This is a genomic window from Hymenobacter arcticus, from assembly GCF_054779975.1.
On the sequence record NZ_BAAGXF010000005.1, the window covers coordinates 103,595 to 128,178 of the forward strand.

Annotated in this window: 18 protein-coding genes; 3 read left to right on the forward strand and 15 right to left on the reverse strand. The window is 59.4% G+C overall.

Annotated elements, in window-relative coordinates:
* Positions 1–5: 5 nt before the first annotated feature.
* The 9 genes from ACYVGC_RS10815 to ACYVGC_RS10855 all read right to left on the reverse strand — a co-directional run bounded on the left by ACYVGC_RS10815 (position 6) and on the right by ACYVGC_RS10855 (position 11,385).
* On the reverse strand, positions 6–533 hold the full coding sequence (locus ACYVGC_RS10815; RefSeq protein WP_460583843.1) for a Riean_0653 family protein: 528 nt from the start codon (positions 531–533) through the stop codon (positions 6–8).
* 111 nt (positions 534–644) lie between these two features.
* Entirely contained in the window at positions 645–812 is a 168-nt protein-coding gene (locus ACYVGC_RS10820) for a hypothetical protein (protein WP_460583844.1), read from the reverse strand.
* Between the two features lie 674 nt (positions 813–1,486).
* A complete protein-coding gene (locus ACYVGC_RS10825) occupies positions 1,487–3,748 on the reverse strand; it encodes an NADP-dependent malic enzyme (RefSeq protein ID WP_460583845.1) in 2,262 nt (753 codons plus the stop codon).
* Positions 3,749–3,907: 159 nt separating this feature from the next.
* Entirely contained in the window at positions 3,908–6,121 is a 2,214-nt protein-coding gene (locus ACYVGC_RS10830) for a lytic transglycosylase domain-containing protein (RefSeq protein ID WP_460583846.1), read from the reverse strand.
* Between the two features lie 115 nt (positions 6,122–6,236).
* Complete coding sequence (gene gatA, locus ACYVGC_RS10835) at positions 6,237–7,673, reverse strand: amidase (RefSeq protein WP_460583847.1); 1,437 nt, start codon at positions 7,671–7,673, stop codon at positions 6,237–6,239.
* Between the two features lie 12 nt (positions 7,674–7,685).
* Entirely contained in the window at positions 7,686–8,177 is a 492-nt protein-coding gene (locus ACYVGC_RS10840; RefSeq protein ID WP_460583848.1) for a Sec-independent protein translocase subunit TatA/TatB, read from the reverse strand.
* A 42-nt stretch (positions 8,178–8,219) separates the two neighbouring features.
* On the reverse strand, positions 8,220–8,522 hold the full coding sequence (locus ACYVGC_RS10845; RefSeq protein WP_460583849.1) for a Sec-independent protein translocase subunit TatA/TatB: 303 nt from the start codon (positions 8,520–8,522) through the stop codon (positions 8,220–8,222).
* Between the two features lie 462 nt (positions 8,523–8,984).
* Positions 8,985–10,499: a lipopolysaccharide biosynthesis protein gene (locus ACYVGC_RS10850; RefSeq protein WP_460583850.1), complete on the reverse strand. Its 1,515-nt coding sequence runs from the start codon at positions 10,497–10,499 to the stop codon at positions 8,985–8,987.
* Positions 10,500–10,590: 91 nt separating this feature from the next.
* Complete coding sequence (locus tag ACYVGC_RS10855; protein ID WP_460583851.1) at positions 10,591–11,385, reverse strand: enoyl-CoA hydratase/isomerase family protein; 795 nt, start codon at positions 11,383–11,385, stop codon at positions 10,591–10,593.
* 267 nt (positions 11,386–11,652) lie between these two features.
* Between ACYVGC_RS10855 and mscL the strand changes: the two genes are divergently transcribed.
* Together mscL and ACYVGC_RS10865 are read left to right on the forward strand one after the other, a co-directional pair.
* The gene (gene mscL / locus ACYVGC_RS10860) at positions 11,653–12,084 is read left to right on the forward strand and encodes an MscL family protein (protein WP_460583852.1); all 432 of its coding nucleotides are present in this window, start codon (positions 11,653–11,655) and stop codon (positions 12,082–12,084) included.
* A 155-nt stretch (positions 12,085–12,239) separates the two neighbouring features.
* The gene (locus tag ACYVGC_RS10865) at positions 12,240–12,623 is read left to right on the forward strand and encodes a hypothetical protein (RefSeq protein WP_460583853.1); all 384 of its coding nucleotides are present in this window, start codon (positions 12,240–12,242) and stop codon (positions 12,621–12,623) included.
* A 173-nt stretch (positions 12,624–12,796) separates the two neighbouring features.
* On the opposite strand, the gene infB is transcribed toward ACYVGC_RS10865, so the two are convergent.
* The 4 genes from infB to ggt form a co-directional block, all read right to left on the reverse strand.
* The gene (infB, locus tag ACYVGC_RS10870; RefSeq protein ID WP_460583854.1) at positions 12,797–15,946 is read right to left on the reverse strand and encodes a translation initiation factor IF-2; all 3,150 of its coding nucleotides are present in this window, start codon (positions 15,944–15,946) and stop codon (positions 12,797–12,799) included.
* Between the two features lie 124 nt (positions 15,947–16,070).
* Positions 16,071–17,486, reverse strand: coding sequence for a transcription termination factor NusA (nusA, locus tag ACYVGC_RS10875; RefSeq protein ID WP_460584063.1), 1,416 nt, complete (start codon positions 17,484–17,486; stop codon positions 16,071–16,073).
* A 151-nt stretch (positions 17,487–17,637) separates the two neighbouring features.
* Positions 17,638–18,111: a ribosome maturation factor RimP gene (locus ACYVGC_RS10880; protein WP_460583855.1), complete on the reverse strand. Its 474-nt coding sequence runs from the start codon at positions 18,109–18,111 to the stop codon at positions 17,638–17,640.
* Between the two features lie 134 nt (positions 18,112–18,245).
* Positions 18,246–20,000 carry a gamma-glutamyltransferase gene (gene ggt, locus ACYVGC_RS10885; RefSeq protein WP_460583856.1) on the reverse strand — a complete coding sequence of 585 codons (1,755 nt, stop codon included), beginning with the start codon at positions 19,998–20,000 and terminating at the stop codon, positions 18,246–18,248.
* A gap of 72 nt (positions 20,001–20,072) precedes the next feature.
* Here ggt and ACYVGC_RS10890 point away from each other — a divergent pair, with 72 nt between their 5' ends.
* Positions 20,073–22,142 carry a 1,4-alpha-glucan-branching protein gene (locus ACYVGC_RS10890; RefSeq protein WP_460583857.1) on the forward strand — a complete coding sequence of 690 codons (2,070 nt, stop codon included), beginning with the start codon at positions 20,073–20,075 and terminating at the stop codon, positions 22,140–22,142.
* A gap of 154 nt (positions 22,143–22,296) precedes the next feature.
* On the opposite strand, the gene ACYVGC_RS10895 is transcribed toward ACYVGC_RS10890, so the two are convergent.
* Together ACYVGC_RS10895 and ACYVGC_RS10900 are read right to left on the reverse strand one after the other, a co-directional pair.
* Positions 22,297–22,770 carry a DUF1905 domain-containing protein gene (locus ACYVGC_RS10895; RefSeq protein ID WP_460583858.1) on the reverse strand — a complete coding sequence of 158 codons (474 nt, stop codon included), beginning with the start codon at positions 22,768–22,770 and terminating at the stop codon, positions 22,297–22,299.
* A 271-nt stretch (positions 22,771–23,041) separates the two neighbouring features.
* Positions 23,042–24,424, reverse strand: a complete 1,383-nt coding sequence (locus ACYVGC_RS10900; RefSeq protein WP_460583859.1) for a glycosyltransferase — start codon at positions 24,422–24,424, stop codon at positions 23,042–23,044.
* Between the last annotated feature and the right edge of the window lie 160 nt (positions 24,425–24,584).

The window sequence follows — 24,584 nt, forward strand, 5'->3', positions numbered from 1 at the left end:
AAGGGTTAGAGTTGCTTGTCAAAGCGGCCTTGGGTGACCTTGAGCGTGTCGCAGCCGGGCGTAGCAATAGTGAAATTGAAGGTGCCGGAGATGATGCGAGCCTGCGTATCCAGCCGGGTGATAGTAAGGGTGCCGCGACAGTAGGTGCCTGCATCTCGACTATTGTAATTGCATCCCACTTTTAGATTATCAAAGCTTGCCCTAGTAATAAGTGGGTCACCAAGATTATAGGAACCTGCGCTCTTAAAAGGATTAGCAAAAATTACTAAATACTCGTCCCCTGTAGCTTTCCCAGTATATCGGTAAGCTGATAGAGCAAATATTCCACTTCCTAGTGTGGGGTCGTAATCAATGAAGAAGTTTTTGGATGTGCCGCCACCGACGGGCGCCCACGGTTGGCCATTAATCAGGCAGCCTACTTGATTAGCCCCGGTTTGGGTAGCGGGGGGCAGTTGGCTAGCGGGGTCAGGGTCATTCTTTTTGCAGCCAAGCAGGAGAGCCAGGGGCAGTACTAGCGTTAGGAAATGTTTCATGATGGAAAAGTAAAAGAGTATCGATTATCAAATGAAATGATTTTTCAGTGAAACTAAATAGTATCTCTCTGAAAATCAGTTAATAATAATTAATTTACCGAGCCCACGCAGTTAGGCCAGGGGCACGGCGGCTTCGAGGAGGCGGCCGGTGGGCACCTGGCTTTTATCAAAGTCGGCAAATAGGTTGTTGAGCTTTTGGCGCACGGGGTCGGTGCTTTGGGCACGGGCGGCGTGGGCCAAAAGCAGCAGGCTCAGTAGGTAGGTAAAGAGGTGTTTCATGCGGGAAAAGGGAAAAGGTGGAGGCAGGATTAGCGTTTTTATCGAAGCGGCCCTGTGTAAGGCAGGTAGAGGGTAGGCGCATGGTGGAGGAATAGTTAATGGTTTAAGGAATGCACAAAAAGAGTAGCACCCCCACTGAATTTGGGTGCCATATTTTTTTATCCTTAGCAGCGACCAACCGTAGCGTCTAAGTTGCTTTACGCTGGTAATCAAGTAGTAAAGCCAGCTAATATTCTCAACGTGCTGAATGACTAGCAAAAGCAAACGTAGAATATGAGATTGGTCAGCGCAATCCTAAATATGCTGAAACCTGACTTTATAATTCTTATTAACCGTACTCTAAGAAGCTTAAAAACGCCTTTGGCAACCCCACCACTACCGAAAAAGGTTGTTGAAATCAGGACTTTAGAGCTGCTATAAAATTTAGTCGGCTTATGACTGTGCGAAAGATGCGATTTGATTTATAAATTATTGATTTACAAATAGTTAAACCAATATTATTTACTGTTGAGTCTGGGCTTGCTAGGCTTCGTGCGTTTCACTCTCCAAAGCCGCCTGGCTTGCTTCACTACCATTTGGCCAACAAAAAAAGCCCGGTCGACAGACCGGGCTTTTAAGTGCTTGCTAATCAAACAATAGGGTAAATAAGGCTTTCGCCGTGGTCCTGGCTATCCCTAGCTACCGCGCTGGGCTTCGACCACCGCAATGGCGGTCATGTTCACGATGTCGCGCACGCTGGCGCCGAGCTGCAAAATGTGCACCGGCTTGCGCATGCCCATCAGCACCGGCCCGATTACCTCGGCCCCGCCAATTTCCTGCATTACTTTGTAAGCAATGTTGCCCGACTCTACGTTGGGGAAAATCAGGGTGTTGGCGCCTTTTTCGGCCAGCGGCGAGAAGCCGTAGTTTTCTTGCAGCAGCTGCGGGTTGAGGGCCACGTTGGCCTGCATTTCGCCGTCGAGCAGTAGGTCGGGGTAGCGTTGCTTGGCCAACTCGGTGGCGCGGCGGGTTTTGTCGGGCAGCACCCCGCTGTTTGAGCCAAAGTTGGAGTAGCTGATAACGGCTACCCGCGGCTCGGCATCGAAAAAGCGCACCGCCTGCGCCGTTAGGCCGATAATCTCCACCATTTCCTCGGCCGTGGGGTCGATATTTACCGTGGTATCGGCGAAGAAATACGGGCCTTTCTTGTGCTGGATAATGTACATCGACGACACGCGCCGCACGCCCTCGGCCGGCCCGATTACTTGCAGCGCCGGAATGAGGCTCTTGCCGTAGTCTTTGGTGAGGCCGGTGATGCAGGCGTCGGCCGCGCCGGTTTCCACCATCATGGCCGCGTAGTAGTTGCGCTCGCGCAGCAGGCGCTTGCCCTCGTAGAGGGTGGTGCCTCGGCGCTGCCGCTTCTGATACAGCAGTTCGGCGTACTCGTTGCGCCGCTCACTATCCTCTAGAATATCAATTATCTCGCAGCCTTCCAGGTCGAGGTTGTTCGCCGTGGCGATGGCCTGAATGCGGGCGTGCTGCCCCAGCAAAATCGGGTGCGCGATACCCTCGTCGCGCACGAGCTGCGCGGCCTTGAGAATCTTGTAGTTGTCGGCCTCGGCAAACACCACGCGCTTGGGGGCGGTGCGGGCCGCCGAGGTGATGCGGTTCATCAGCTTGCGGTCGAGGCCCAGGCGGGCGCGTAGCTCGTCTTCATAGGCCGTCCAGTCTTCGATGGGCTTGCGGGCTACGCCGCTTTCCATGGCGGCCCGCGCCACGGCCGGCGAAATGCTGGTAATTAGCCGTGGGTCCAGGGGCTTGGGGATGAGGTAGTTGCGACCAAAAGCCAGCGTGTTGTCGCCGTAGGCGTTGTTCACGATATCGGGCACGGCCTCCTTGCTCAGCTCGGCCAGGGCGTGCACGGCGGCCAGCTTCATGGCCTCATTTATCTCGGTGGCCCGCACGTCGAGCGCGCCCCGAAAAATGTAGGGAAAGCCGAGCACGTTGTTCACCTGGTTGGGGTGGTCCGAGCGGCCGGTGGCCATGATGAGGTCGGGCCGGGTGCCCATGGCCACGTCGTAGGCAATTTCGGGGTCGGGGTTGGCCAGGGCAAACACGATGGGGTTATCGGCCATGCCCAAAAGAAACTCGGCGGGCAGCACGTTGGCCGCCGACAGGCCCAGGAACACGTCGGCCCCGGTCAGCGCCTCGCGCATCGTAGTAACTGCCTGCTCGGTGGCAAACTGCATCTGCATGTCGGCCAGGTCGGTACGGGTGGGGTTAATAATGCCGTCTTTATCAAAGACCAGCAGGTTTTCTTTCTGTAAACCCAGTGACAGGTACAGCCGCAGGCAGGAGATGGCCGCCGCGCCCGCTCCGCTCACCACCAGCTTGATTTCACTGATTTTTTTGCCTACCACTTCCAGCGCATTCAGCAGCGCCGCCGCCGTAATGATGGCCGTGCCGTGCTGGTCGTCGTGCATCAGCGGAATGTTCATCAGCTTCCGCAGCTCCGTTTCGATGCGGAAGCACTCGGGAGCCTTAATGTCCTCCAGGTTGATACCGCCAAACGTGGGCTCCAGCGCCTTCACGATGCGAATAAACTCGTCGGGGTCGGTGGCGTCAATCTCAATATCGAAGCAGTCGATGCCCGCGAACTTCTTGAACAACACGCCTTTGCCCTCCATCACGGGCTTGCTGGCGGCGGGGCCAATGTTGCCCAGGCCCAATACCGCCGTACCGTTCGAGATAACGGCCACCAGGTTGCCCTTGGCGGTGTACTTGTACACGTCGTCGGGGTTTTTGGCGATTTCCTTGCACGGCTCGGCCACGCCCGGCGAGTAGGCCAGCGCTAGGTCGAGCTGGGTGCTTACGGGCTTGGTGGGCACCACTTCGATTTTGCCCTGGGGGCTTTGTTCGTGGTAAGCGAGGGCGTCTTCTCTGTTGATTTTGAGCATGGGAATTGGCAGCTGGTTGTCTGGCGCGAAGCGGCAAGTTCCGGCTAAAAAGCCGGATTACCCCTTGCGGACCCCCGTTTTCAGCTTTGCCAATATCTTTATTATATTGACTACAAGTACTTTATGGAATAACCTTTTTCAGGTTACTCAGCGTCGCTGCTAGCTGGCCTGCACCACTAGCTTCTGGCCCAGCTTGAGCTTCACCTTATCCGAAGGCAGGTGGTTGAGGCGCTGCAGCTCCTGCACGCTCACCTTGAAGCGTTGCGAGATGTTGTAGAGCGTGTCGCCGGGCTGCACCGTGTGCGTGCTGAAATGCAGCTGCTCGGCCCGCTCCCGCTCGGCGGCGCGGGGGCGCGGCGCGTGGGTGGCTACCGCATCGGGGGTGGGCGCGCTAAAGCGCAGCCGCTGGCCGGCCACCAGGGTTTCAGAGGCCAGGTGGTTCCACTCCTGCACCTGCGCCACGGTGGTGCCGCGGTCGTGGGCCAGCGCGCTCAGGTTGTCGCCAAACCGCACGGTGTAAGTTTCGCCCTTTGACCCAGCCGCTCCCGCCTTAGTAGCCTCCTGAAAAGCCAATGTATTGATAGGCAAAGGCTTGCTTCGGCGTCGCTGCACCGGCTCGGCAGCACGAACAGAGTCAGTACTAATAGCAACATCTTCTACAACGGCAGCGGCGTTTGCGGTCGCCGCCAGTTGCGCCGCTTTTTCCTCCTTCGCGGCAGCCTTAGCCAGCGCCGCTGCCTGGAAAATGGTCCGCTGCTGCTGGGCCGCCACGCGGGCAGCCTGCTGCCGCTGGGCGCGCAGCAATTCCTTGGCCTGGTCGGCTTCGCGCAAGGCGCTGGCCTGGGCCTCGCGGGCGTAGCGGGCGTTGGCATTGGCCAGGGCCACCAAGGCGCTGTCGGCGGGCGCGGCGTGGCGCGGTATTGCGGGCATGGCTACGGCTACCGTAGCTGCGGGAGCCGCCGTTGGCGGTATTGGTACGAGTACCAGCAGTTCGCGGCCGGGCTTCACGGTGGCTTGCTTGGGCAGCTCGTTCCAGCGCCGCACTTGGGCCGGGCTCACATCAAATTTTTCGGCTACCGTGGCAATAGTCTGGCCGCGGCGCACGGTGTAGTACACGCGCCGGTAGCGCGGGGCCGCGTTGCCGGTGGCTGGCTGCGCACTGCCCGCCGCCAGCGCGCCGCCTGGTGTGGGCCAAGCCGCACCGGGTAGCCCCACCAGCCGCGTGGGCAGTTCCTGGGGTAAGTCGCTCAGCGGCTGGCAGTAAGCTAGTAGCGTGGCGCGGTCTACGTCGGCCAGGCGCTCGCGGGCGGTGCTGGGGTAGCGCAGCACGTAGGGCCGGTAGCCGGCGGGCAGGCTGCCGTGGCGCACCTCGGGGTTGTAGCGGCCCATGGTGAGTGAGTCGGTGTAGCCCAGGGCGCGGCTGAGGCGGCGCAGGTCAAAAGCCTGGCCACGCACGCCCAGCGTATCGAGCTGCTCGTATATCTGGTAGCGCAGCGTGGGGTCGTTGAGGCTGTGCGCGGGCGCATACTTCATGGCGTACATGATGGCCGTGAAGGTGGGCACGTAATTGCGCGTCTCGGCCGGCAGGTGCGGGTACAGCTCCCAGAAATTCTTCTTGCCGGTTTTGCGCATCACGCGCTGCATGTTGCCCGCGCCCCAGTTGTAGGCGGCCAGCACCAGCTCCCAGTCGTGAAACACGCCGTAGAGGTAGCGCAGGTGCTTGCAGGCCGCCTCAGTCGCTTTTTCGGGGTGCATCCGCTCATCCACCCACTCATCGCGCTTGAGGCGCAGGTCGCCGGCGGTGGGGGGCATAAACTGCCACAGACCCACAGCTCCCACCGGCGACTTGGCCGTGGGTATCAGCGCTGATTCTACTACGGCCAGATACTTCAGCTCAGCAGGTAAGTTGTACTGCGCCAGGTACTTCTCAAACGTAGGAAAGTAAAACTGCTCGCGCTCCAGCACGCGCTGCGTATAGCCGCGCTGCCGCTCGGTAAACAGCCGCACGTAGGCTAGCACCGCGGCGTTGAACTGGTGCGGGGCCTGCGTTTCGATGCAGCCCATGCGGTCCCCTACGGTTTCATACAGCGTGGCCGGCGTTTGCAGCCACACCAGCCGGGCCGAGTCCACGGCGGGCTCGGTCAGCGGTTCGGCAGCTAGCGAGTCGAGCGTAGCCGCCGGCAGTTCCACTACTTGCTGAATAGTATCGCCCGGAATGAGATTAGGCTGCGGGGTTGCCTCGCGGCGGTGGTGCCCGCGCTGAGCCACGGCCGGCAGGCTCCCCAAAGTCAGGGCCAACACCAACAGCCGCCGCACCAGTCGCGGCTTGCGCGAGGGAGTTGAAGAGGCCGGTAGTTGGTGTAAAGCTTTCATATGGCTAAGGTAAATCGCAATTACTGAACAATCTAAACGAAACGAGGCGCGCAACAGTACGGCTGCGTAGCCGGTACCGTTGCGCGCCTCGCCCAATGCTAAAGCCGCTGCTAACCTAGTTGGCTGCCTCCGCCAAGGTCAATGTGTTGGCAAAAGCCAGTAAATCAGCCTCCCGGAAAGCGCCGCTCATAATCTGCAAGCCAATGGGCATTCCCTCCTTATCAACCCCGGCGGGTATCGAAATGGCGGGCACGCCGGCCAACGAAGCCTGCACCGTGAAAATGTCGGCCAGGTACATAGAAACTGGGTCTTGTTTCTCACCAATCTTAAATGCCGTGGTGGGCGTGGTGGGCAGCACCAGGAAATCGTACTGGCGCAGCAGTTCATCGGTTTTCTCCTTGATTAGCCGGCGCACGCGTTGGGCCTTAGTATAGTACGCATCGTAGTAGCTAGCACTCAACACAAAGGTACCCAGCATGATACGCCGCTGCACCTCGGGGCCGAAACCCTGCGCCCGCGTCTTTTTATAGAGCGATTCCAGGTCCGTTACATCAGGCGCCCGGAAACCATATTTCACGCCATCGAAGCGCGACAGGTTGGAGCTGGCTTCAGCCGTGGTGAGGATGTAATACGTTGGAATCATCTCCTCCAGCAGCGGGAAGTCCACGGCTTCCACTACGTGCCCATGGCTACGCAGCGTAGCCAGCGTGTTTTCCAGAGCCGTGTGCACCTCGGGCTGCAAGCCGTCGCGGTCAATCGCGTTGGCGAGGTAGCCAATGCGGTATTGCGCGGCCGGGGCCAGTAATTCGCTGTAAGCTGGCACCGGTTGCCGACTAGCCGTACTGTCAAAGTTATCGGCCCCAGCCATCACCTCCAGCAAGCGGGCAGCATCCTCCACCGAGTGCGTAATCGGCCCAATCTGGTCAAACGACGAGGCGAACGCCACCAGCCCGTAGCGCGAAATGCGCGAGTAGGTGGGCTTTAGCCCTACCACGCCACAAAACGCCGCTGGTTGCCGCACCGAGCCGCCCGTATCGGAGCCAATGGAAGCCAGGCACATATCGGCCTGCACCGCCACGGCCGACCCGCCCGATGACCCGCCCGGCACCCGGCTGGGGTCCTGAGCGTTGCGCACCGGCCCAAAAGCCGAGTTTTCGTTCGAGCCGCCCATGGCAAACTCGTCGCAGTTTTGGCGGCCAATGAAAATGGCGTCTTCCGCCAGTAGTCGCTGCACGGCCGTGCCGGTGAAGAGCGACTTAAACCCGTCGAGAATGCGGCTGCTGCTTTGCAGGGCATGGCCTTGGTAGGCCAGTACATCCTTGAGGCCAATGACCATGCCGGCAAGTTTACCCGCCGTGCCCTGGGCCATCTTTTCGTCCACGGCAATGGCTTGCTGGCGAGCCTCATCGGCCCATATTTCCAGGAAAACATTGAGTTCGGCGTTGCGCTGCTCAATGTTATCGAGGTAATACTCAACGAGCTGGCGGCAGGACGTGGTGCCCGCCGCCAGCTCGCGCTGAATTTCCGAAAGGGAAGAAAAAAGAGGTTTCAAATCTTGGTCGGTTTATGGCTGGTCGAGGCGGGGCCGCGTACCGGGTACGCCATCCGTGGTGGGCGGAATGGGTGTGCTCTGGTGGAAAGTGGGCTGGGCCGCCGTGGGCAAATCTACGGCAGCCGGCGCAGTATAGTCAGCTACTGGGGCCACATAGTCGCCCGAAGTGGGCGCGGGCTGGTACGGGGCCGGCTGCTGCGAGTAGTCTTGGTTTTGCGGCTGGTTCGGGTTGTAACCCTGACCCTGGTTTGGGTTGTAGCCCTGGCCTTGGTTCGGATTGTAAGCTTGGTTAGGATTGTAGTTCTGGTTGGCGTTGGGCTGGCCAGCGCGCTCAAACTCGTTCCGAATCTCACTGCTGGCATCCTTAAACTCGCGAATGCCCTTACCCAGGCCCCGTGCCAATTCAGGTATCTTGTTGGCACCGAAGAATATAAGAATAACGACCATTATCAAAATCAGCTCGGAGCCGCCGATGTCGCCTAGAAAAAGCAGGGAAGATTGCATGAGTACGAAAAATAAAAGCGAGAAATAAAACGTGCGGGCTACCTAGCTGGCCGGCGTATTAGTAGGGTTGTTATACGGAGTTGGCGGAATCTGACCCGGTTGGGGCTGATTGTAGGGCTGGGGCTGCTGGGGATATGCCTGCTGGTTATTATAAGCCTGATTCTGCTGGTTGGGGTAGCCCTGCTGATTAGGAAAGCCATTGGGCTGGTTGTAGCCCGGCTGCTGGTTGTGGTTCGGGTTGGCCGGCTGCTCCACGTTATTAGTAGCATCCTTAAACTCACGTACGCCCTGCCCCACACCCCGGAACAACTCCGGAATCCGCTTGGCTCCGAAGAATAGTACCAAAACGAAAATGATGAATATGATGGTTCTGGGGTTACCGAGAAACAGAAAAAGCGTGGTTAGTAGCATGGGTAGAACGGCCTGGCAGCCGCATAGGGTGATGAGAACGAAGATACGTAATAGCCGCAGCTTTGGACGGGCAAAGGTATCGTTATTGCTGCCTAACGCCGCTAAGGCGTCTAGTGCAAGCGCAAAGAGATAAACCCGGATTTTCAGATTTTGATGCCCTTTTCCGAAATTACCAATTCTGCATTAGCGAGGTTAAGGCACTGTTAAGACCCATAAGCTGTGCATTCAGCGAAAAATCGTTGGCACTTACCCCATACCTGATGCACCTTTGCATCGGTTAGCAGCCTTAACCCAGGCAATACTGCTCGTGCAGGTTGCCGGGGTAGAGGAAGTTGGCTAAGTTTGTTTTCATAGCTCAGAAAGGCATCGAATTCTGTTCGATGCTTTTTTTCTGCCTTATACCGCCATTTTACGTCGGCCTTCTACCGCATATATTAACCCGGCGTAGGCCAGTGGCAGGCCCAGCCCCAGCGCGTAGCCAACTGCTTGGGGCAGCCGCTGTCCACCGGCCTGGCCCAGCCCCACTAGCAGCACCGCACCCAGTAGCCACAGCAGTAGCCGCTTCACCGGGTAAGGCACCGGGAAGTGCCGCTCGCCCAGCCACCAGCACAGCGCTGCCATCAGGAAGTAGCAGGCTAGCGTGGCCCAGGCGCTGCCCAAGTAGCCCATTATCGGAATCAGCACAAAGTTGAGGGCAATGGTGAGCACCGCTCCCGCCGCCCCAATGTAGGTGCCAAAATACGTCTTGTCGGTGAGCTTAAACCAGACCGATAAATTATAGTATACCCCCAAAAACAGGTTAGCCAGCAGCAAGATAGGCACCACGCCCAACCCCGCCAGATACTCGGGCCGCCGCAAAAAAAGCGGCCCTATCCAGCTCAAATTCAGGCTGATACCGACAAAAATAAACGCGCAGCACAGCGTAAACCATTTGAGCACCAAGGCAAACGTAGCCGGTGAGTTTTTCTCGGTGCTTTGGGAAAAGAAAAACGGCTCTGCCGCGTAGCGAAATGCCTGAATTATCAGCGACATAAAGATGCTGAGCTTGTAGCACGCCCCGTACACGCCCACCGCCGCCAGCCGGCTCTGGCCGGGGTAGAAGCCCTGCGGCAGCCAGGCCGGGAGCAAGATGCGGTCGAGCGTTTCGTTTACCATGCCCGCCAGGCCCATCAGCATCAGGGGCAAGGCGTAGGCCAGCAACGGCCGCAAAAAGTTGAGATTAGGCCACCGAAAGCGAAAGTCCAGTAGTTCGTGGCCCAGCAAAAGCAGCGTAAGCGCCGAGGCCGCCAAGTTAGCCAAAAACACGTAGCCTACCCCCAGGCTGGGGTTGTACACTACGGCCACCAACGGCTTCAGCGAAGCCAGCAGGCTACCGGCCGCGCTCTGCACCACCGCCGGGCACAGCACCACAAAAAACAGATTGAGCCCCACGTACAACAATATGTTAGTGAGGCGAATAGCGGCAAATTTGCGGGCCTTGTTTTCCAGCCGCAGGCGGGCAAATGGTAGTGCTGCCACCGCATCGAGCCCCAAAATCAGGGCTATCCACAAAGCGTACTCCTCGTGGCCGGGTGGCAGGTGCAACAGCGCCAGCAGGGGCCGGGCCAGCAGCATAAGCAAGGCCGTAAGCGCCACGCTGCTGAGCAGTAGCAAGCTCAGGGTGCGGTTGTAGAGTTCGCGGCGGTCTTCGCCCGGCCGGTTGGCAAAGCGAAAAAAAGTGGTTTCGAGCCCGTAGGTAAATACCACGTTTAGAAACGACACGTAGGCATACAACCCCGTCACGATACCGTACTCGGCCGCTGCGAAGTGGCCCGTATATATCGGCACCAGCAGGTAGCTCAGCACCCGCCCCACAATGCTACTAACGCCGTAGATGGCAGTTTGGGAAGCCAGCTTCTTTGCAATACTCATTTAGCTCAATTCTAAATTAAAAACTACGAGCTAGCAATTGATAAACAGGCGGTTAAAGGCTGACTGTTTGTCGATTACTAGCTCATTACTCTTAATTTCCTGTAAATACTGCCGGGCGCTTCTCCAGAAAAGCCGCTGTGCCTTCCTTAAAGTCGGCCGTACCGAAGGCTTTCCCAAAAGCAGCTGCTTCGGCCGTAAAGCCGGCCGTACCACCCTCCTCGAAGAAGGTATTGACGCAGTCTATGGTGAGCCCGATGGCAATTGGAGCTTTGCTTATAATCTTGATTAGCAAAGATTTGCAAAAAATGATAAGCTCGCCTTGAGGCACCACATGGTTGGCTAGTCCCAGGCGCAGGGCTTCGTCGGCCTTCACCTGGTCGGCCGTGAGTAGCAGTTCCAAGGCCTTGCCCTTACCCACCAGCTGCACCAGGCGCTGGGTGCCCCCGTAGCCGGGCAGCAAGCCTAGGTTCACTTCGGGCTGGCCGAAACGAGCATTTTCGGAAGCCACGCGCAGGTGGCAGGCCATGGCTAGCTCGCAGCCACCGCCCAAGGCGAAGCCATTTACGGCCGCCACTACGGGCTTGGGGCTGGTTTCGAAGCGGCGGAACACCGCTTGGCCCCGCGCGGCGGCGTCCTGGGCACCGGGGCCATCAAGGGCAGCCAGCTCTGCAATATCAGCCCCGGCCACGAAGGCTTTTTCGCCGCTACCCGTGAGTAGGATACCCCGCACGGCCTCATCGGCCCTCGCCTGGTCAATAGCTTGGCCCAACTCAGCAATAGTCGCCGCGTTCAGCGCATTGAGCTTGGTAGGCCGGTTGAGGGTGATGGTCAGAATGCCGGAAGCAGCATCCAGGTCATAGAGTAGGTTTTCGAACGAAGTAGCCATTGCGAGCAGGAAAGGGTGGGCAAGAAAGCCGGTTGCCAAAGGTACGCCCGCCGGTAGCCTGCGATATTTAAACCGCTTAGTAGCCACATTCAGGTTTTAAATTGACCTTTTGGACGAAAAATAAAAAAATGCTAGCATATTACATCAAACTTTGTAACAGTCACTTAGGATAGCCTGACCGTGTAAATCGAAAGCACGGCTTGGCAGGACCTAAGTTCATCGTCTACTCTCATCACACCCTATTCTATACTTTTTCACATACTCACTATGGGCTTTGTCTCTGAATTCAAGGAGTTTATTTCCAAGGGAAATGTTCTCGACTTGGCAGTCGGCGTAATTATTGGCGGGGCCTTCGGCAAAATTGTCACCTCGCTCACCGACGACATTATCATGCCCGTGCTGAGCGTATTCACTAGTGGCATCGACTTCAAGGAGAAGTTTTTTGCGCTCAACGGCCAGCATTACGACACCCTCAAAGCCGCCCAGGATGCCAAAGCGGCCGTGATAAGCTACGGTAACTTCATCAATGCCGTCATCTACTTCCTCATTATCGCGTTCATCATTTTCTGGGTGGTGAAGATGGCTAACCGCTTCAAAAAGCCCGCTGTGGTAGAAGTCGTAACGCCCGCTGCTCCCGTCATCACCCGCGACCAGGAACTGCTCGCTGAAATCCTGACGGCCATGCGCGCCCGCTTCTAAGCCATACCCAGGCAGCACCCAAAGCGGCGGGGCCGGAACTTCCCATTCCGGCTCCGCCGTTTGCATGCAAGCTTCGCCTGCCTCGCTAATCAATATTCTTCCGTTCAGTGAAAAAAATAGTTGTTGCCGCCCCGTTGCTCCTCACTGCGTTGCTCTTGAGCGCTGCCAGCGCACAAGCGCAGGCAGTTGCCCCCGATTTTCCGGCTCCTGGTAGCCCCGCCCGGTCTACCGCGCCCACTACCTCGCTAGATGGCGCGCGTAGCCGCCGCCAGCAACAAATGAGCCCCGAAGATGCTGCCCGCGACCAGCAACTCCAGATACTGGAGGCCCGTACCGGCAACACCAGCTTCGCCGCTGAGCGGGGTGGTCCTTCCCGCCAACTCGATAAGTCCGGCGGTGGCTTCACGGTGCGCAAGTTCAAAGCACTGCCCGGCCAAGAGCACAAGAAGGGCGAGTCGCGCCAGGTAGTAATGGGTGGCCGCACTACTGGTAAGCCCTTAGTACACAAGCATAACCGCAAGAAATTCCTCTTCTTCTAAATCGTATATTTAGACAAATCGCGCTGATTGCGCTGATTTGAACGGCACTCTCCTGCGCTATTAGCAGGCTTGTAGAAAAAGTAGCAGAAACTAAAAAAGGCCACTCTTACGAGTGGCCTTTTTTAATGGTCGTTGCATCCGTCTGAATCAGCGAAATCTGTCCAAATCTGTGATTAAAGCTTACGCTTGGTTTCCTGTTCTTCGAAGCCTTCGATGTTGTCACCTTCTTGCAGGTCGTTGAAGTTCTTAACCGAGATACCGCACTCGTAACCTTGGCGTACTTCCGACACATCGTCTTTAAAGCGCTTGAGGTCCTGGATTTCGCCAGTATACTGCACGATTCCATTGCGCACCACCCGCACGCGGGTTTTGCGGGTGAAGCTGCCCTCCGTTACCATACAGCCGGCAATGGTACCAACCTTGGTAATGTTGAACACCTGGCGAACTTCGGCGTTGGCCACCACGATTTCGTGAACCGTTGGGGCCAGCATCCCTTCCATGGCGTCCTTCACCTCATTGATGGCGTTATAGATGATGGAGTAGAGGCGTACGTCAATTTGCTCTTGCTCAGCCAGTTTGCGGGCGCTTTGCGAAGGCCGTACCTGGAAGCCGATGATGATGGCGTCGGAGGCCGAAGCTAGCAGCACGTCGCTTTCGGAGATGGCACCCACGCCTTTGCTCAGGATGTTTACCTTCACTTCGGGCGTGCTCAGTTTCAGCAAAGAGTCGGAGAGCGCTTCTACTGAGCCGTCCACGTCACCTTTCACCAAGATGTTCAGCTCCTTAAACGAGCCGATAGCCAAGCGGCGACCAATCTCGTCGAGGGTGATGTGCTTCTTGGTCCGGATGGTTTGCTCACGAGCCAGTTGCTGACGCTGAGTAGCCAATTCGCGGGCTTCGCGCTCCGTTTCCATTACCTGGATGCGGTCGCCGGCCTGCGGGGCACCCGTTAGACCCAGTACCTGCACTGGGGTGGCGGGGCCAGCTACTTTCTTCTTCTTACCGCGGTAATCGGTCATGGCTTTCACGCGGCCGTAGTGCGGGCCAGCCAATACAATGTCACCTACGTTGAGCGTGCCGGTTTGCACCAGCACGGTAGTTACGTAACCGCGGCCTTTGTCAAGCTCGGCTTCGATAACCGTACCTACCGCGTTGCGGTCGGGGTTGGCTTTGAGGTCAAGCAGTTCGGCTTCGAGCAGTACTTTTTCCAGCAAGTCTTCCACGCCGATACCCGACTTGGCCGATACTTCTTGGCTCTGGTACTTCCCACCCCATTCTTCCACTAGAATGTTCATCTGCGAAAGCTCTTCGCGGATTTTCTCGGGGTTGGCTGAGGATTTATCTACCTTATTGAGGGCGATGATAATCGGCACGCCAGCGGCCTGGGCGTGGTTGATGGCCTCCTTGGTCTGGGGCATCACCGAGTCATCGGCCGCAATTACGATAATGGCAATATCCGTCACCTTGGCACCGCGGGCACGCATGGCCGTAAAGGCCTCGTGACCAGGCGTGTCAAGGAACGTAATTGGGTTGCCTGATTTGGTCTTAACCTCATAAGCACCAATGTGCTGGGTAATACCACCGGCTTCCCCCTTGGCCACACTCGCTTCGCGGATGTAGTCAAGCAGCGACGTTTTGCCGTGGTCAACGTGACCCATGATGGTAACGATGGGGGCACGCGGCTTCAAATCCTCGGGGGCATCGCTCATGTCGATGGCCTCTTCGTCTTCCTCCGCCGAGAGGAATTCCACGTCGTAACCAAACTCATCGGCAATCACCGTGATAGCTTCGGCATCGAGGCGCTGGTTGATGGAGACGAACATCCCCATGCCCAAGCACACCTTGATAACCTCGTTCACGTTCACATCCATCAGCGACGCAAGGTCGTTGGCCGAAATAAACTCGGTGAGTTTGAGGGTTTTAGCATCTAGCTCGTTCTGGGCACGAAGGGCTTCGCGCTCTTCAGCAGCCATGCCTCGCTTGTCGCGGCGGTACTTGGCACGGTTGGCGGCAGCGTTAGTTTTGCCGCCGCTCAGCTTAGCCAGCGTAGCCTTGATTTGCTCCTGAATTTGCTTGTCATTCTGCTCAGCGGTGAGCGGAACCTGCGGCGTAACCGGGCGATTGTTGCTTTGGCCGGGGCGATTGCCGGGGCCAGGACGGTTGCCGGGGCCAGCCGGGCGGTTTTGGCCGGGGGCACCGGCGGGGCGGTTGCCCTGGTAACCAGTACCTTGGCCGGTACCCGTGCCCGTGCCGGTGCCACCACCGGGCTGGCCGGGGGCTGGCAGACGCTGGCGCTTCTTCTGGTTGTTGGCACCCACGCCGCTCTTACGCACGTCGGACGACGCAACGGGGCGGGCTCCGCGGCCACCCGGGCCACGGCGGCTCGAATCAACCGGCAGCTGGATTTTGCCCAGCACCGTCAAGCCTTTTAGCTGGTCGGCCTTTGCGGTAATAGTTCCTTCTTCGGCGGCTGGAGCCTCCGGTGCGGCAGCGGGTGCAGCCGGAGTGGCCTCTACTGGCGTAGCCGAAGCTGCTGGCGCAGCTACCGCAACGGGTGCGGTGGCCACGGGAGCAGGAGCCGGGGTCGGCTTTGGCGCTGGCGTGTAGGTAGGCGCAGCAGGTTTGGGAGCAACTGGCGTAGCTGCTGCCGGAACTGGCGCGGCGGCCACGGGCGCAACTGCCGCCACGGGGGCTACCACCGGCGCTGGCGCGGCCACTGGGGCGGGAGCCGCAGTAGGCTTAGCCTCCGCAGTGGGCACCGCGACTGTTGCAGGAGCAGCAGCAGGAGTTAGGGCAGCGGCACGGGCCGGGATAACGCGGCCTTTGCTATCCAGCTCAATTTTGCCCAGCACCTTCAAGCCGGGGGTCTTTGGAGCTTCGGCAGCTTGGACGGGCGTGGGCTCTGGCGCGGCTACTACAGGCGCTGGGGCAGCAGCTACCGGCTGCGGCGCGGCCACCGGAGCCGGGGTTGCCACCGGGGCAGGAGCAGAAACCGGGGTAACAGCCACCGGAGCCGGGGCTGCTACTGATGCTGGCGCTGGCTTGGCCACTGGAGCCGAGGCAGGCTTCGCTATGGCAGCTTGCGCCTGCGCATTCAGCTCGCTTTGGCGGCGGGCTTGGGTGTGGCGCTGGGCCTCCTGCTTGTCTTGCGCCGACGCGGCAAATTCTTTTTCCAACAGGCTCACCTGCTCACCCGTGAGCTTGGTGGTGGGCTTGTTCTCTACCGCAATCCCTTTGCGGGAAAGGGCCTCGACGGCCCGGTCGATGCCAATGTTCAGGTCTTTGGCTGCCTGTAGTAGCCGTTTCGGGGTTGCTTCCGCCATTCTAATAAGTCGCGAACGAATACGTTCAGGGTGCAAAGGTAAAGATTAAATCTGGCCAGCAGGCTATAAGTCAAGCCCACTGGCCTGATTTAATAACTTACCCGCTGGCGGTTGGCCCCCGCCCTCATTGGGCGGCCGGGGCGCTGTGGTTGTCGGTGGCGGCGGCTGGCGCGGTTTCTTCGGTAGCCGCAGGGGCGTCCTCAGTAGCCGGGGCTGCTTCTTCGGGGGTGGTTTCGGCATCACCGGTGGCTGGCGCGGCGGTAGCAGCGGGGGCTGCACCATCGGTCGGCAGGTCGTCGTCGTCGGCAAATTCCTGACGGATAACGCGGTACACGTCGTCCACTGTTTCTTCTTCCAACTCGGTACGGCGCACAATGTCGTCCTTCTTGACGGCCAGTACGGCGCGGCCGGTGTCGAGGCCGATTTTCTTCAGCTCGGCAATTACCCAGCCTTCAATTTCGTCGGTAAACTCGTCGAGGGCGATATCTTCTTCGTAGTCAGTAGCTTCGCGGAAGACGTCGATTTCCATACCCACTAAGCGCGAGGCTAGTTTGATGTTGGCACCACCCCGACCGATGGCCAGACTGACTTGGTCAGGCTTCATAAACACGGAAACCCGGCCCGTTTGTTCACTGATTTTCATGGAGCCCACTTTGGCCGGGCTCAGCGCCCGCGAAATGAACAGCTCCAGGTTGTCGGTGTAGTTGATGATGTCGATATTCTCGTTCATCAGCTCGCGCACCACGGGGTGAATGCGGCTGCCCTTCATACCTACGCAGGCACCCACTGGGTCGATACGCTCGTCGTAGCTTTCAACAGCCACTTTGGCGCGCTCGCCGGGCTCGCGCACCACGTTTTTGATGCTGATGAGGCCGTCAAAAATCTCGGGCACTTCCTGCTCAAACAAACGCTCCAGGAAAGCGGGCGCAGCGCGGCTCAGAATTACTTTGGGCGAGCCGTTTACTACGTCTACGCGGTGCACTACGGCGCGCACGGTGTCACCCTTGCGGTAGCGGTCCTTGGGGATTTGCTCGCTTTTGGGCAGCACCAACTCGTTCTCATCCTTGTCCAGGATGAGGGCCTCGCGACTCCATACCTGGTACACTTCGCCGGTGATGATTTCGCCCACCAAGTCCTTGTACTTCTGGTACAGGTTGTCGCGCTCCATGTCCTTGACGCGCTGAATGAGCGTCTGGCGGGCCAGCAACACGGCCCGGCGGCCAAAGTCCTCAATCTTAATGGGCTCGGCTACCGATTCGCCAATCTCGAAGTCGGGCTCAATTGCCTGCGCCTCGGCCAGCGGAATCTTGTCCAGGTCCCAGATATCCTCTGAGTCATCGTCCACAATCTCGCGGTTGCGCCAGATTTCGAGGTCGCCGTTGTCGGGGTTAATGATGACGTCAAAGTTAGAGTCGTCCTCAAACTTTTTGCGAATCATCGTCCGAAACACGTCGTCGAGGATGGACATCATCGTGGGCCGGTCGATGTTGCGGCTCTTGGCGAACTCTTGGAAGTTCTCGATGAGCATCCGCGCGTTCAGGTCGGCCGCCACGGCGGCGACTTCCTGCGGGCTGGGGCCTGCTGCTTTTTTAGCCATGAGAGATAAATGAAAGCGTCTAAAGACTCAACTGAAATTCAAACAGCCAGCCCACGAAGTGAGCATATCTGCAAAATCTGTCAGAATCTGCGGGTTATTTAAAAGAGATAACAACGGTGGCTTCCTTAATGTCCCCGAAAGGAAAGAAGGCGGCGGGCAAGGTTGATTTTTTGGTGCGCACCTTGATAACTTCTTCGAGCTCAATGCCTTCGGGGGTAACGGCTGTGAGCGGGCCGGTTTTCTCGGTGCCGTCCTGCAACTTCAGCAGCAGGCTGCGGCCGACGTGGCGCGGGTACTGACGTGGGTCGGTGAGGGGCTGGTCGGCCCCCGGCGAGGTTACTTCGAGCGAGTAGGCCGCTTCTTCGCCATAAATTTCCTCCATGCCGCGGTTAATGCGGCGCGTCACCTGGGCGCACTCCTGAATGCCGAGGCCGTTGGGGCCGTCGAGTGTTACCGTAATCTTGGGCATCACCGCGTCAGACACGGTGAGGCTGACCGCGTATAAACCGCTGTCGCCGAGGGATTCGGCGAGCAATTGCTGGATGCGGGTTTGGTCAAATTGAGCCATGACAGCCGGGGTGTGGGACAAAAAAAGAGGGGACTGCGCGTCCCCTCTTTTCAGATTGAATACCAATTGTGGGTGCAAAGATACGGCTTTTTTCCGGGTTGAAAAAATGGCTGCCAATCGTCCTTTCGGCCGAGCTAATAACCCAGGGCCGCATCGTCGCCGCGCGGGTCAGCGCCGCCTTCCAACTGCCCGTCGGGCAGCACCCGGATGATTTCGAGCCGGCCCCAGGGATTGCGCGGCTTGGGGTTAAAGCCTTTTTCCTTAAGGAGTTGTTCAGTAGCGGGCGTGAGGGCCCCGGCCTCCACGTCGAGCTGGTCAGGCAGCCACTGGTGGTGCAGGCGGGGCGCGGCCGCGGCCTGCTCGGCATTGGCCCCATAGTCTACTACGGCTAAGATGCTTTGTAAAGTGCTGGTAATGATGGTGCTACCGCCCGGCGAGCCCGTGACGAGCGCGAGCTTGCCGTCCTTGGCTAGGATGGCGGGCGTCATGCTGCTGAGCATCCGCTTGCCGGGGGCAATGGCGTTGGCGGTGCCGCCCACGAGGCCGTACATATTGGGAACGCCGGCTTTGGAGCTGAAGTCATCCATCTCATTATTAAGTAGAAAGCCTGCGCCGGCTACCACTACTTTGCTGCCGTAGGCCCCGTTGAGGGTGGTGGTGCAGCTCACGGCGTTGCCCTGGGCATCGACGATGCTGTAGTGGGTGGTTTGGTCGCTTTCGTAGCGCGGCAGGCCGGGGCCGGCCGTGAGCTCGGCGCTGGGTGTGGCCTGGCCATCGGGGCGGATGGTGCTGGCGCGCTGCTTGTTATAGTCTTTGTCTAATAGCTGCGCTACGGGCACTTGGCCGAAGTCGGGGTCGCCGAGGTAGGTGGCGCGGTCGGCGTAGGCGCGGCGCTCGGCCTCGGTGACGAGGGCTACGCCGGCCGGCGTGTGGTAGCCGAGCTGTCCGACATTGCGGGGCTCCAGCATCTGCAGAATCTGGAGCAGGGCCACGCCGCCGCTGCTGGGCGGCGGCATCGTAATCACGTCGTAGCCCCGGTAGGTGCCGTGGAGCGCGGCGCGCCACTTCGGTTGGTAGCTGTCGAGGTCCGTCTGGGTAAGGAGGCCGTTGCCCTTTTTCATTTCGGCCAGTACTAACTCAGCAGTGCGGCCCTGGTAAAAGCCGGCCCGGCCCTGGTCCTGAATGCGTTGGAGCACAGCGGCCAGCTCAGGTTGCTTGAGGGTATCGCCCTTTTGCCAGGCGGCGGCCCGCACGAATACGGGCGGCGAGCCGGGGTTATGCTTCGTAAAATCGGCCTGCGTGCGGTTGAGGCCGGCAGCTTCTTTTTCGGTGAGGGCTACGCCGCGGGTAGCTAGGCGCACGGCGGGTGCTACGAGTTTGGCCCAGGGCAGCTTACCCATTTTTTTGTGGAGCACCTCCATGCCGGCCACGGTGCCGGGGGTGCCCACGGCCAGGCGGCCGGCGGTGCTGAGGCTGGGCACCACGTTGCCGCTGGCGTCGAGGTACATGTCGCGGCGGGCGGCGGCAGGCGCAGTTTCGCGGAAGTCGAGGGTGCCGTCCTGGCCACTTTTATCGCGGTACACAAGGAAGCCACCGCCCCCCACGTTGCCGGCCACCGGCAGCACCACGGCCAGCGCAAACTGCACGGCCACGGCCGCATCGTAGGCGTTGCCGCCCTGCTGCATAATGTCGCGGCCCACTTGAGAGGCGATGGGGTGAGCTGAAACTACCAACGCGTGGCGAGCTATTACCGGCGCGGTGGCTGGCGGCAGTTGGCTGGGCATGCTGGCTTTCGCTGCGGTGCGCGAAGCCGCATGCTGGCCCAAAGCCGGCCCAGCTAGCCCAGCCACTAACAGCACGGCCGAAGAAAAACGGGAAAACGTATGCATGTTGCAAAGTAGTCATCGCCGCGCGCCTGCCGGGCAGGTGCCTACCTTTGAAAAGCTAACTTTTTCCCGCTTATGTCCGCCGAAATCATAGCTCCCGCCGTTGCCACTCCGCCTGCTCCCGTGCTCACGCTCACCCAGGAGGACGAGTGGCTGCAACCCTACGAGCCCCTGCTGCTGGCGCGCCAGCAGCGCCTAGCCGACCGCCTGGCCGCCATCACGGCCGAGCACAGCTCGTTGGGCAAATTTGCCACTGCGCACCAGCGGCTGGGGTTGCACTACGATGCCCGCCGCCGGGGCTACGCCGTGCGCGAGTGGGCACCGGGAGCCGAGGCCGTGAGCCTGGTCGGCGACTTCAACTTTTGGAATCCCGAGGCGGACCACTTGCAAAAAGACGAGGCTACCGGCGTGTGGGAGGCCTTTCTGCCCGACGATGCTAACGGCCGCCGCCTGGCAGCTGGCTCGCGCTACAAGCTGCGCGTAGTAGCCCACGGCCAGGGCAAGGACCGCCTGCCCGCCTACCTGCGCCGCGCCGTGCAGGATGCCGATAGCAACGATTTTTCGGCCCAGCTTTGGATACCCGAAAACCCCTTTAAGTGGACGGACCAAACGTTTCGCATTGCCAACGCCACCAAGGGCCAGCCGCTCATTTATGAGGCGCACGTGGGTATGGGGCAGGAGGAGGGCCGCGTAGGTACTTACCGCGAGTTTGCCGACTACATTTTGCCGCGTATTCAGGTCGAGGGTTACAACTGCGTGCAGCTAATGGCCGTGCTGGAGCATCCGTACTACGGCTCGTTTGGCTACCACGTGGCCAATTTCTTCGCGCCCAGTTCACGCTTTGGCACGCCCGAGGATTTGAAATACCTGGTGAATGCGGCCCACCAGCGCGGCATTGTGGTACTGCTCGATTTGGTGCACTCGCACGCCGTGAAGAACGAGGCCGAGGGCCTGGCCGACTTCGACGGCTCGGGCAACCTGTATTTTCACAAGGGCGAGCGCGGCAACCACCCCGGCTGGGATAGCAAGCTCTTTGACTATGGCCGGCCCGAGGTGCAGCAGTTCTTGCTCAGTAACTTACGCTACTGGCTGGAGGAGTTTCACTTCGATGGCTTCCGGTTCGATGGCGTCACGTCGATGCTGTACCACCACCACGGAGAGGGCCACGCGTTTGGGGGCTACGACAGCTATTTTGGCCCCGACGCCGACGACGATGCCATTCTGTACCTCATGCTGGCCACTACGCTGGTGCGCGAACTCAAAAAATCGGCCCTGCTCATTGCCGAGGACATGAGCGGTCTGCCTGGCCTGTGCCGCACCGTAGCCGACGGTGGCGTGGGCTTCGACTACCGCTTGGCGATGGGCCTACCCGATTTCTGGATTAAAACCCTCAAGCACCAGCGCGACGAAGACTGGGACCTCGGCCAGCTGTGGCACCAACTGACCAACCGCCGCGCCACCGAAAAAACCGTGGCCTACGCCGAAAGCCACGACCAAGCCCTGGTAGGCGATAAAACGCTGGCTCAGTGGCTCTACGGTGATGCCATCTACTACAACATGGGGGTGCTTGATGGCGACCCCGGCGCGGCGCGGGCCACGGCCCTGCACAAGCTCATCCGGCTGATTACGCTGAGCGCGGGTGGCGAGGCGTACCTCAACTTTATGGGCAACGAGTTTGGCCACCCCGAGTGGATTGACTTCCCGCGGGCTGGTAACGACTGGAGCTACCACTACGCCCGCCGCCAGTGGAGCTTAGCCGATAACGCCGGCCTGCGCTACAGTCAACTTTTGGCCTTCGACCAGGCCATGCTCAAGCTGGCCCGCGAGCGGCAGCTACTGGTTAAAGGTCCCGCCACGCTGCTCAATATCGACTTTGGCAACAAGGTCATCGCCTTCGAACGGGCTGGGCTGGTATTCGTGTTCAGCTTCCACGTGAGCGAAAGCTTCTTCGACTACGGTATCCCGGTGCCGGCGGCGGGTCGCTACCGTCTGGTACTCAGTTCCGACCGGTCGGAGTTTGGCGGTTTCAGCCGGCTGGATGAAGCGGTGATTTACGACACCTTTGGTGGCGGCGGTACGGCCGAAGCGCCGCGCCTGCGCCTCTACGTGCCCAGCCGCACGGCGCTGGTGCTGGCAAAAGTGTAATTGGTCGGGAGTCAATAAAGCTAAAAAAGAACGTCATGCTGAGTTTGTCGAAGCATCTCTACCGCACCGTTTAGTTAGTAAACCAACTGGCGCGGTAGAGATGCTTCGACAAGCTCAGCATGACGTTCTTTTTTATAATATCGGTAATCGAACCCTACTCGCGCTTGCGGCCGATACTCAGGCGGTACACCGTTTCGGTGAGGCGCTTGGCGCGGATTTCGGGGGTTTTTGAGCCCTTTAGGTAGCGCACGTAGGAGCGCTGCTCCAGTTTGGTGAGGGTTTTGAAAAACTTGTTGGCGGCCTCGTCGGCGGCTAACGCGGTGGCCAGGTCTTCGGGCATCTTGATGACGCGGTCGGCCAGGTCTTGGCTGAGGCGCACATGCAGGATGTCGCCCACGGTTTTACCTACGGCGCGGCGCACTTCGCGCGGAATTACCAGGCCGTGGTAGCCGTCGCCGAGGGGCAGCAGCTCGCCCCGGTATGGGAAGCCTTCGATGGCCGTGTGCACTAGCAGCTCGTCCTTGGTACCGTACAGCTCCTCTACTGAGAATGGGGCTACTACCATCAAATCACCCGTGTGCGGGTCTGCTTCGAGCACCGCGTTAAATTCTTGTTCAAATTCCGTCATTGCCTACAAAAGTAATCTTGCTTTGGGCAGGAAGAATAAAGCGGTGGGCAGATGCCGCGCTCAGGGTGCAGCACAAGGTAGCGTAAACAGGTGACATTGACTCGTAAAGTAATGACTATCAATTGATTATAAATCAAGCTGACAATACTTTTCTTGTCTTAATTAACTAATTGATTAGTAAGTAATTAAGCAAAAAATGAAACTATGCCAATACGCGTCAATCAAGCCGTAGCACAGGCCTCCGAAGCAGCGGTAAACCAGACCTGCCGCCTTAACTCACGGGGGTTATTGCCGGGCGCAAGTGGGCCCCGTGCAGTGCTTGGGCAATGGCTGCCGCAGCAGCGGCGGGCACAACTTGCACGGCGCTAGCGGGCAGCCCTAGGTCGTGGCGCAGGCGCTGGGCCAGGGTGGACGTTTCGGCCAGGATGAGGTCGGCGCGGCGCAGGGCCTGGCGTTGTAGCTCGGCAATCCAGCCGGTAGCCGTATCCACCGATTCATCGTCGGCCGCGGCCAGCGTACTCACGTGCAGTACCAGCGGCCGGCCGGTGCGCTGGCGCAGCTCCTGGGCCGCCAGCCAAGTGGGCCAAGCCGGCGCATACACCACGGCAAAAGGCGGCTCGGCCAGCGCCACCGGCACCGCAAAGCGGGCGTACTGAATGATTTGAAAATTTAAATTGGGGGCCGGGTAGTGCGCGGCGGCTGGCCACAGCGCCGGGTGCGCGGGCAGCAATGAGGCCATAGCCCTGGCAGTTGGCGCCGCCGCGGGCGGCTCGGGCAGGCTGGCTGGCTGGCGCAGGGCGGCCAGCGCATCAAACCAATCTGCCTGAACGGCGGGGCGAGGAGCAGCGGTGGCCAGCGGGTCGGTTTCGGCTTGGTCGCTGGTGAGCGCTTCGGCGCCGGCTGGCTCCTCGGCCTCCATGGCCGGTAGGTCAGCCTCAGGGTCAGGGCCTTGGGCAATGGAGTCGTACAGGAGTACCTCCTCCTTAGCCAAGCCAGCCTTGTCGGAGGGTAGTAAGGTGGCTGGCGCTAAAGAACCCACGGGTTTTGGTAGTGAGTCCAGTGTTTTTAATAATTCAGGATAAGTAATTGGCTCACTTACTTTTGCAGCTAATACTGATTGGTTGGCGGGGGCCGTTGCCCCAAGGTAAGGGGCAGCCGGGGTGGCGGCTAGCCCTACCCAGGTTGGGGCCGGCAGCGGCTGGCCGGCCCGCTGCGCCAGCTGGGGTAAGCTAAGGCTACCGAGCCGCAGCACGCGCACCGCCGCCCAGGTCAATGGCGCGGGAGGGACCGGAGACGCTGGTGCAGGTAAAACAGGCTCTTTACCAATGTTTTGTAAAACAGATGCTTGGCCGGTTGGCTTGGTTGCTGGCAGCGCGGCTTCGGCAACTGGCGGCGGTGGAAGCTCCGGCTCCGTAGCGGTAGCGGCGGCTACCGGGTGTGGCCCCGGAGCCAGCGGCAGCACGGGCAGGTACTCTTTGGCGCTTGGGTGAGCGGGGGCATCGACCTGGGGCACCATCACCAGGATGGAATCGACGCTGGGCGAACCGGCCTGAGTGGCTTCGATGAGCGCCCGCACGGCTGGGGTGGCCTCGTTCCAGGCCAGTACGAGCACGGCGAGGGTAGGGGCGTTGGGAACGGCAGCGGGCACGGACATTGGCAAAAGATTACCCTGCGAATAACGGCACCGTGGCAGCCAGGTTAACCGTTGGGCTTAAAATAAATAATTGTGGCCCCAGGTGGCGGAGCTGGATTTCGGCGCTTTTCTTGCGGTCAGCTTCTCTCCTTAAAAGGTAACTTGCAGGCACAAAGCGGGG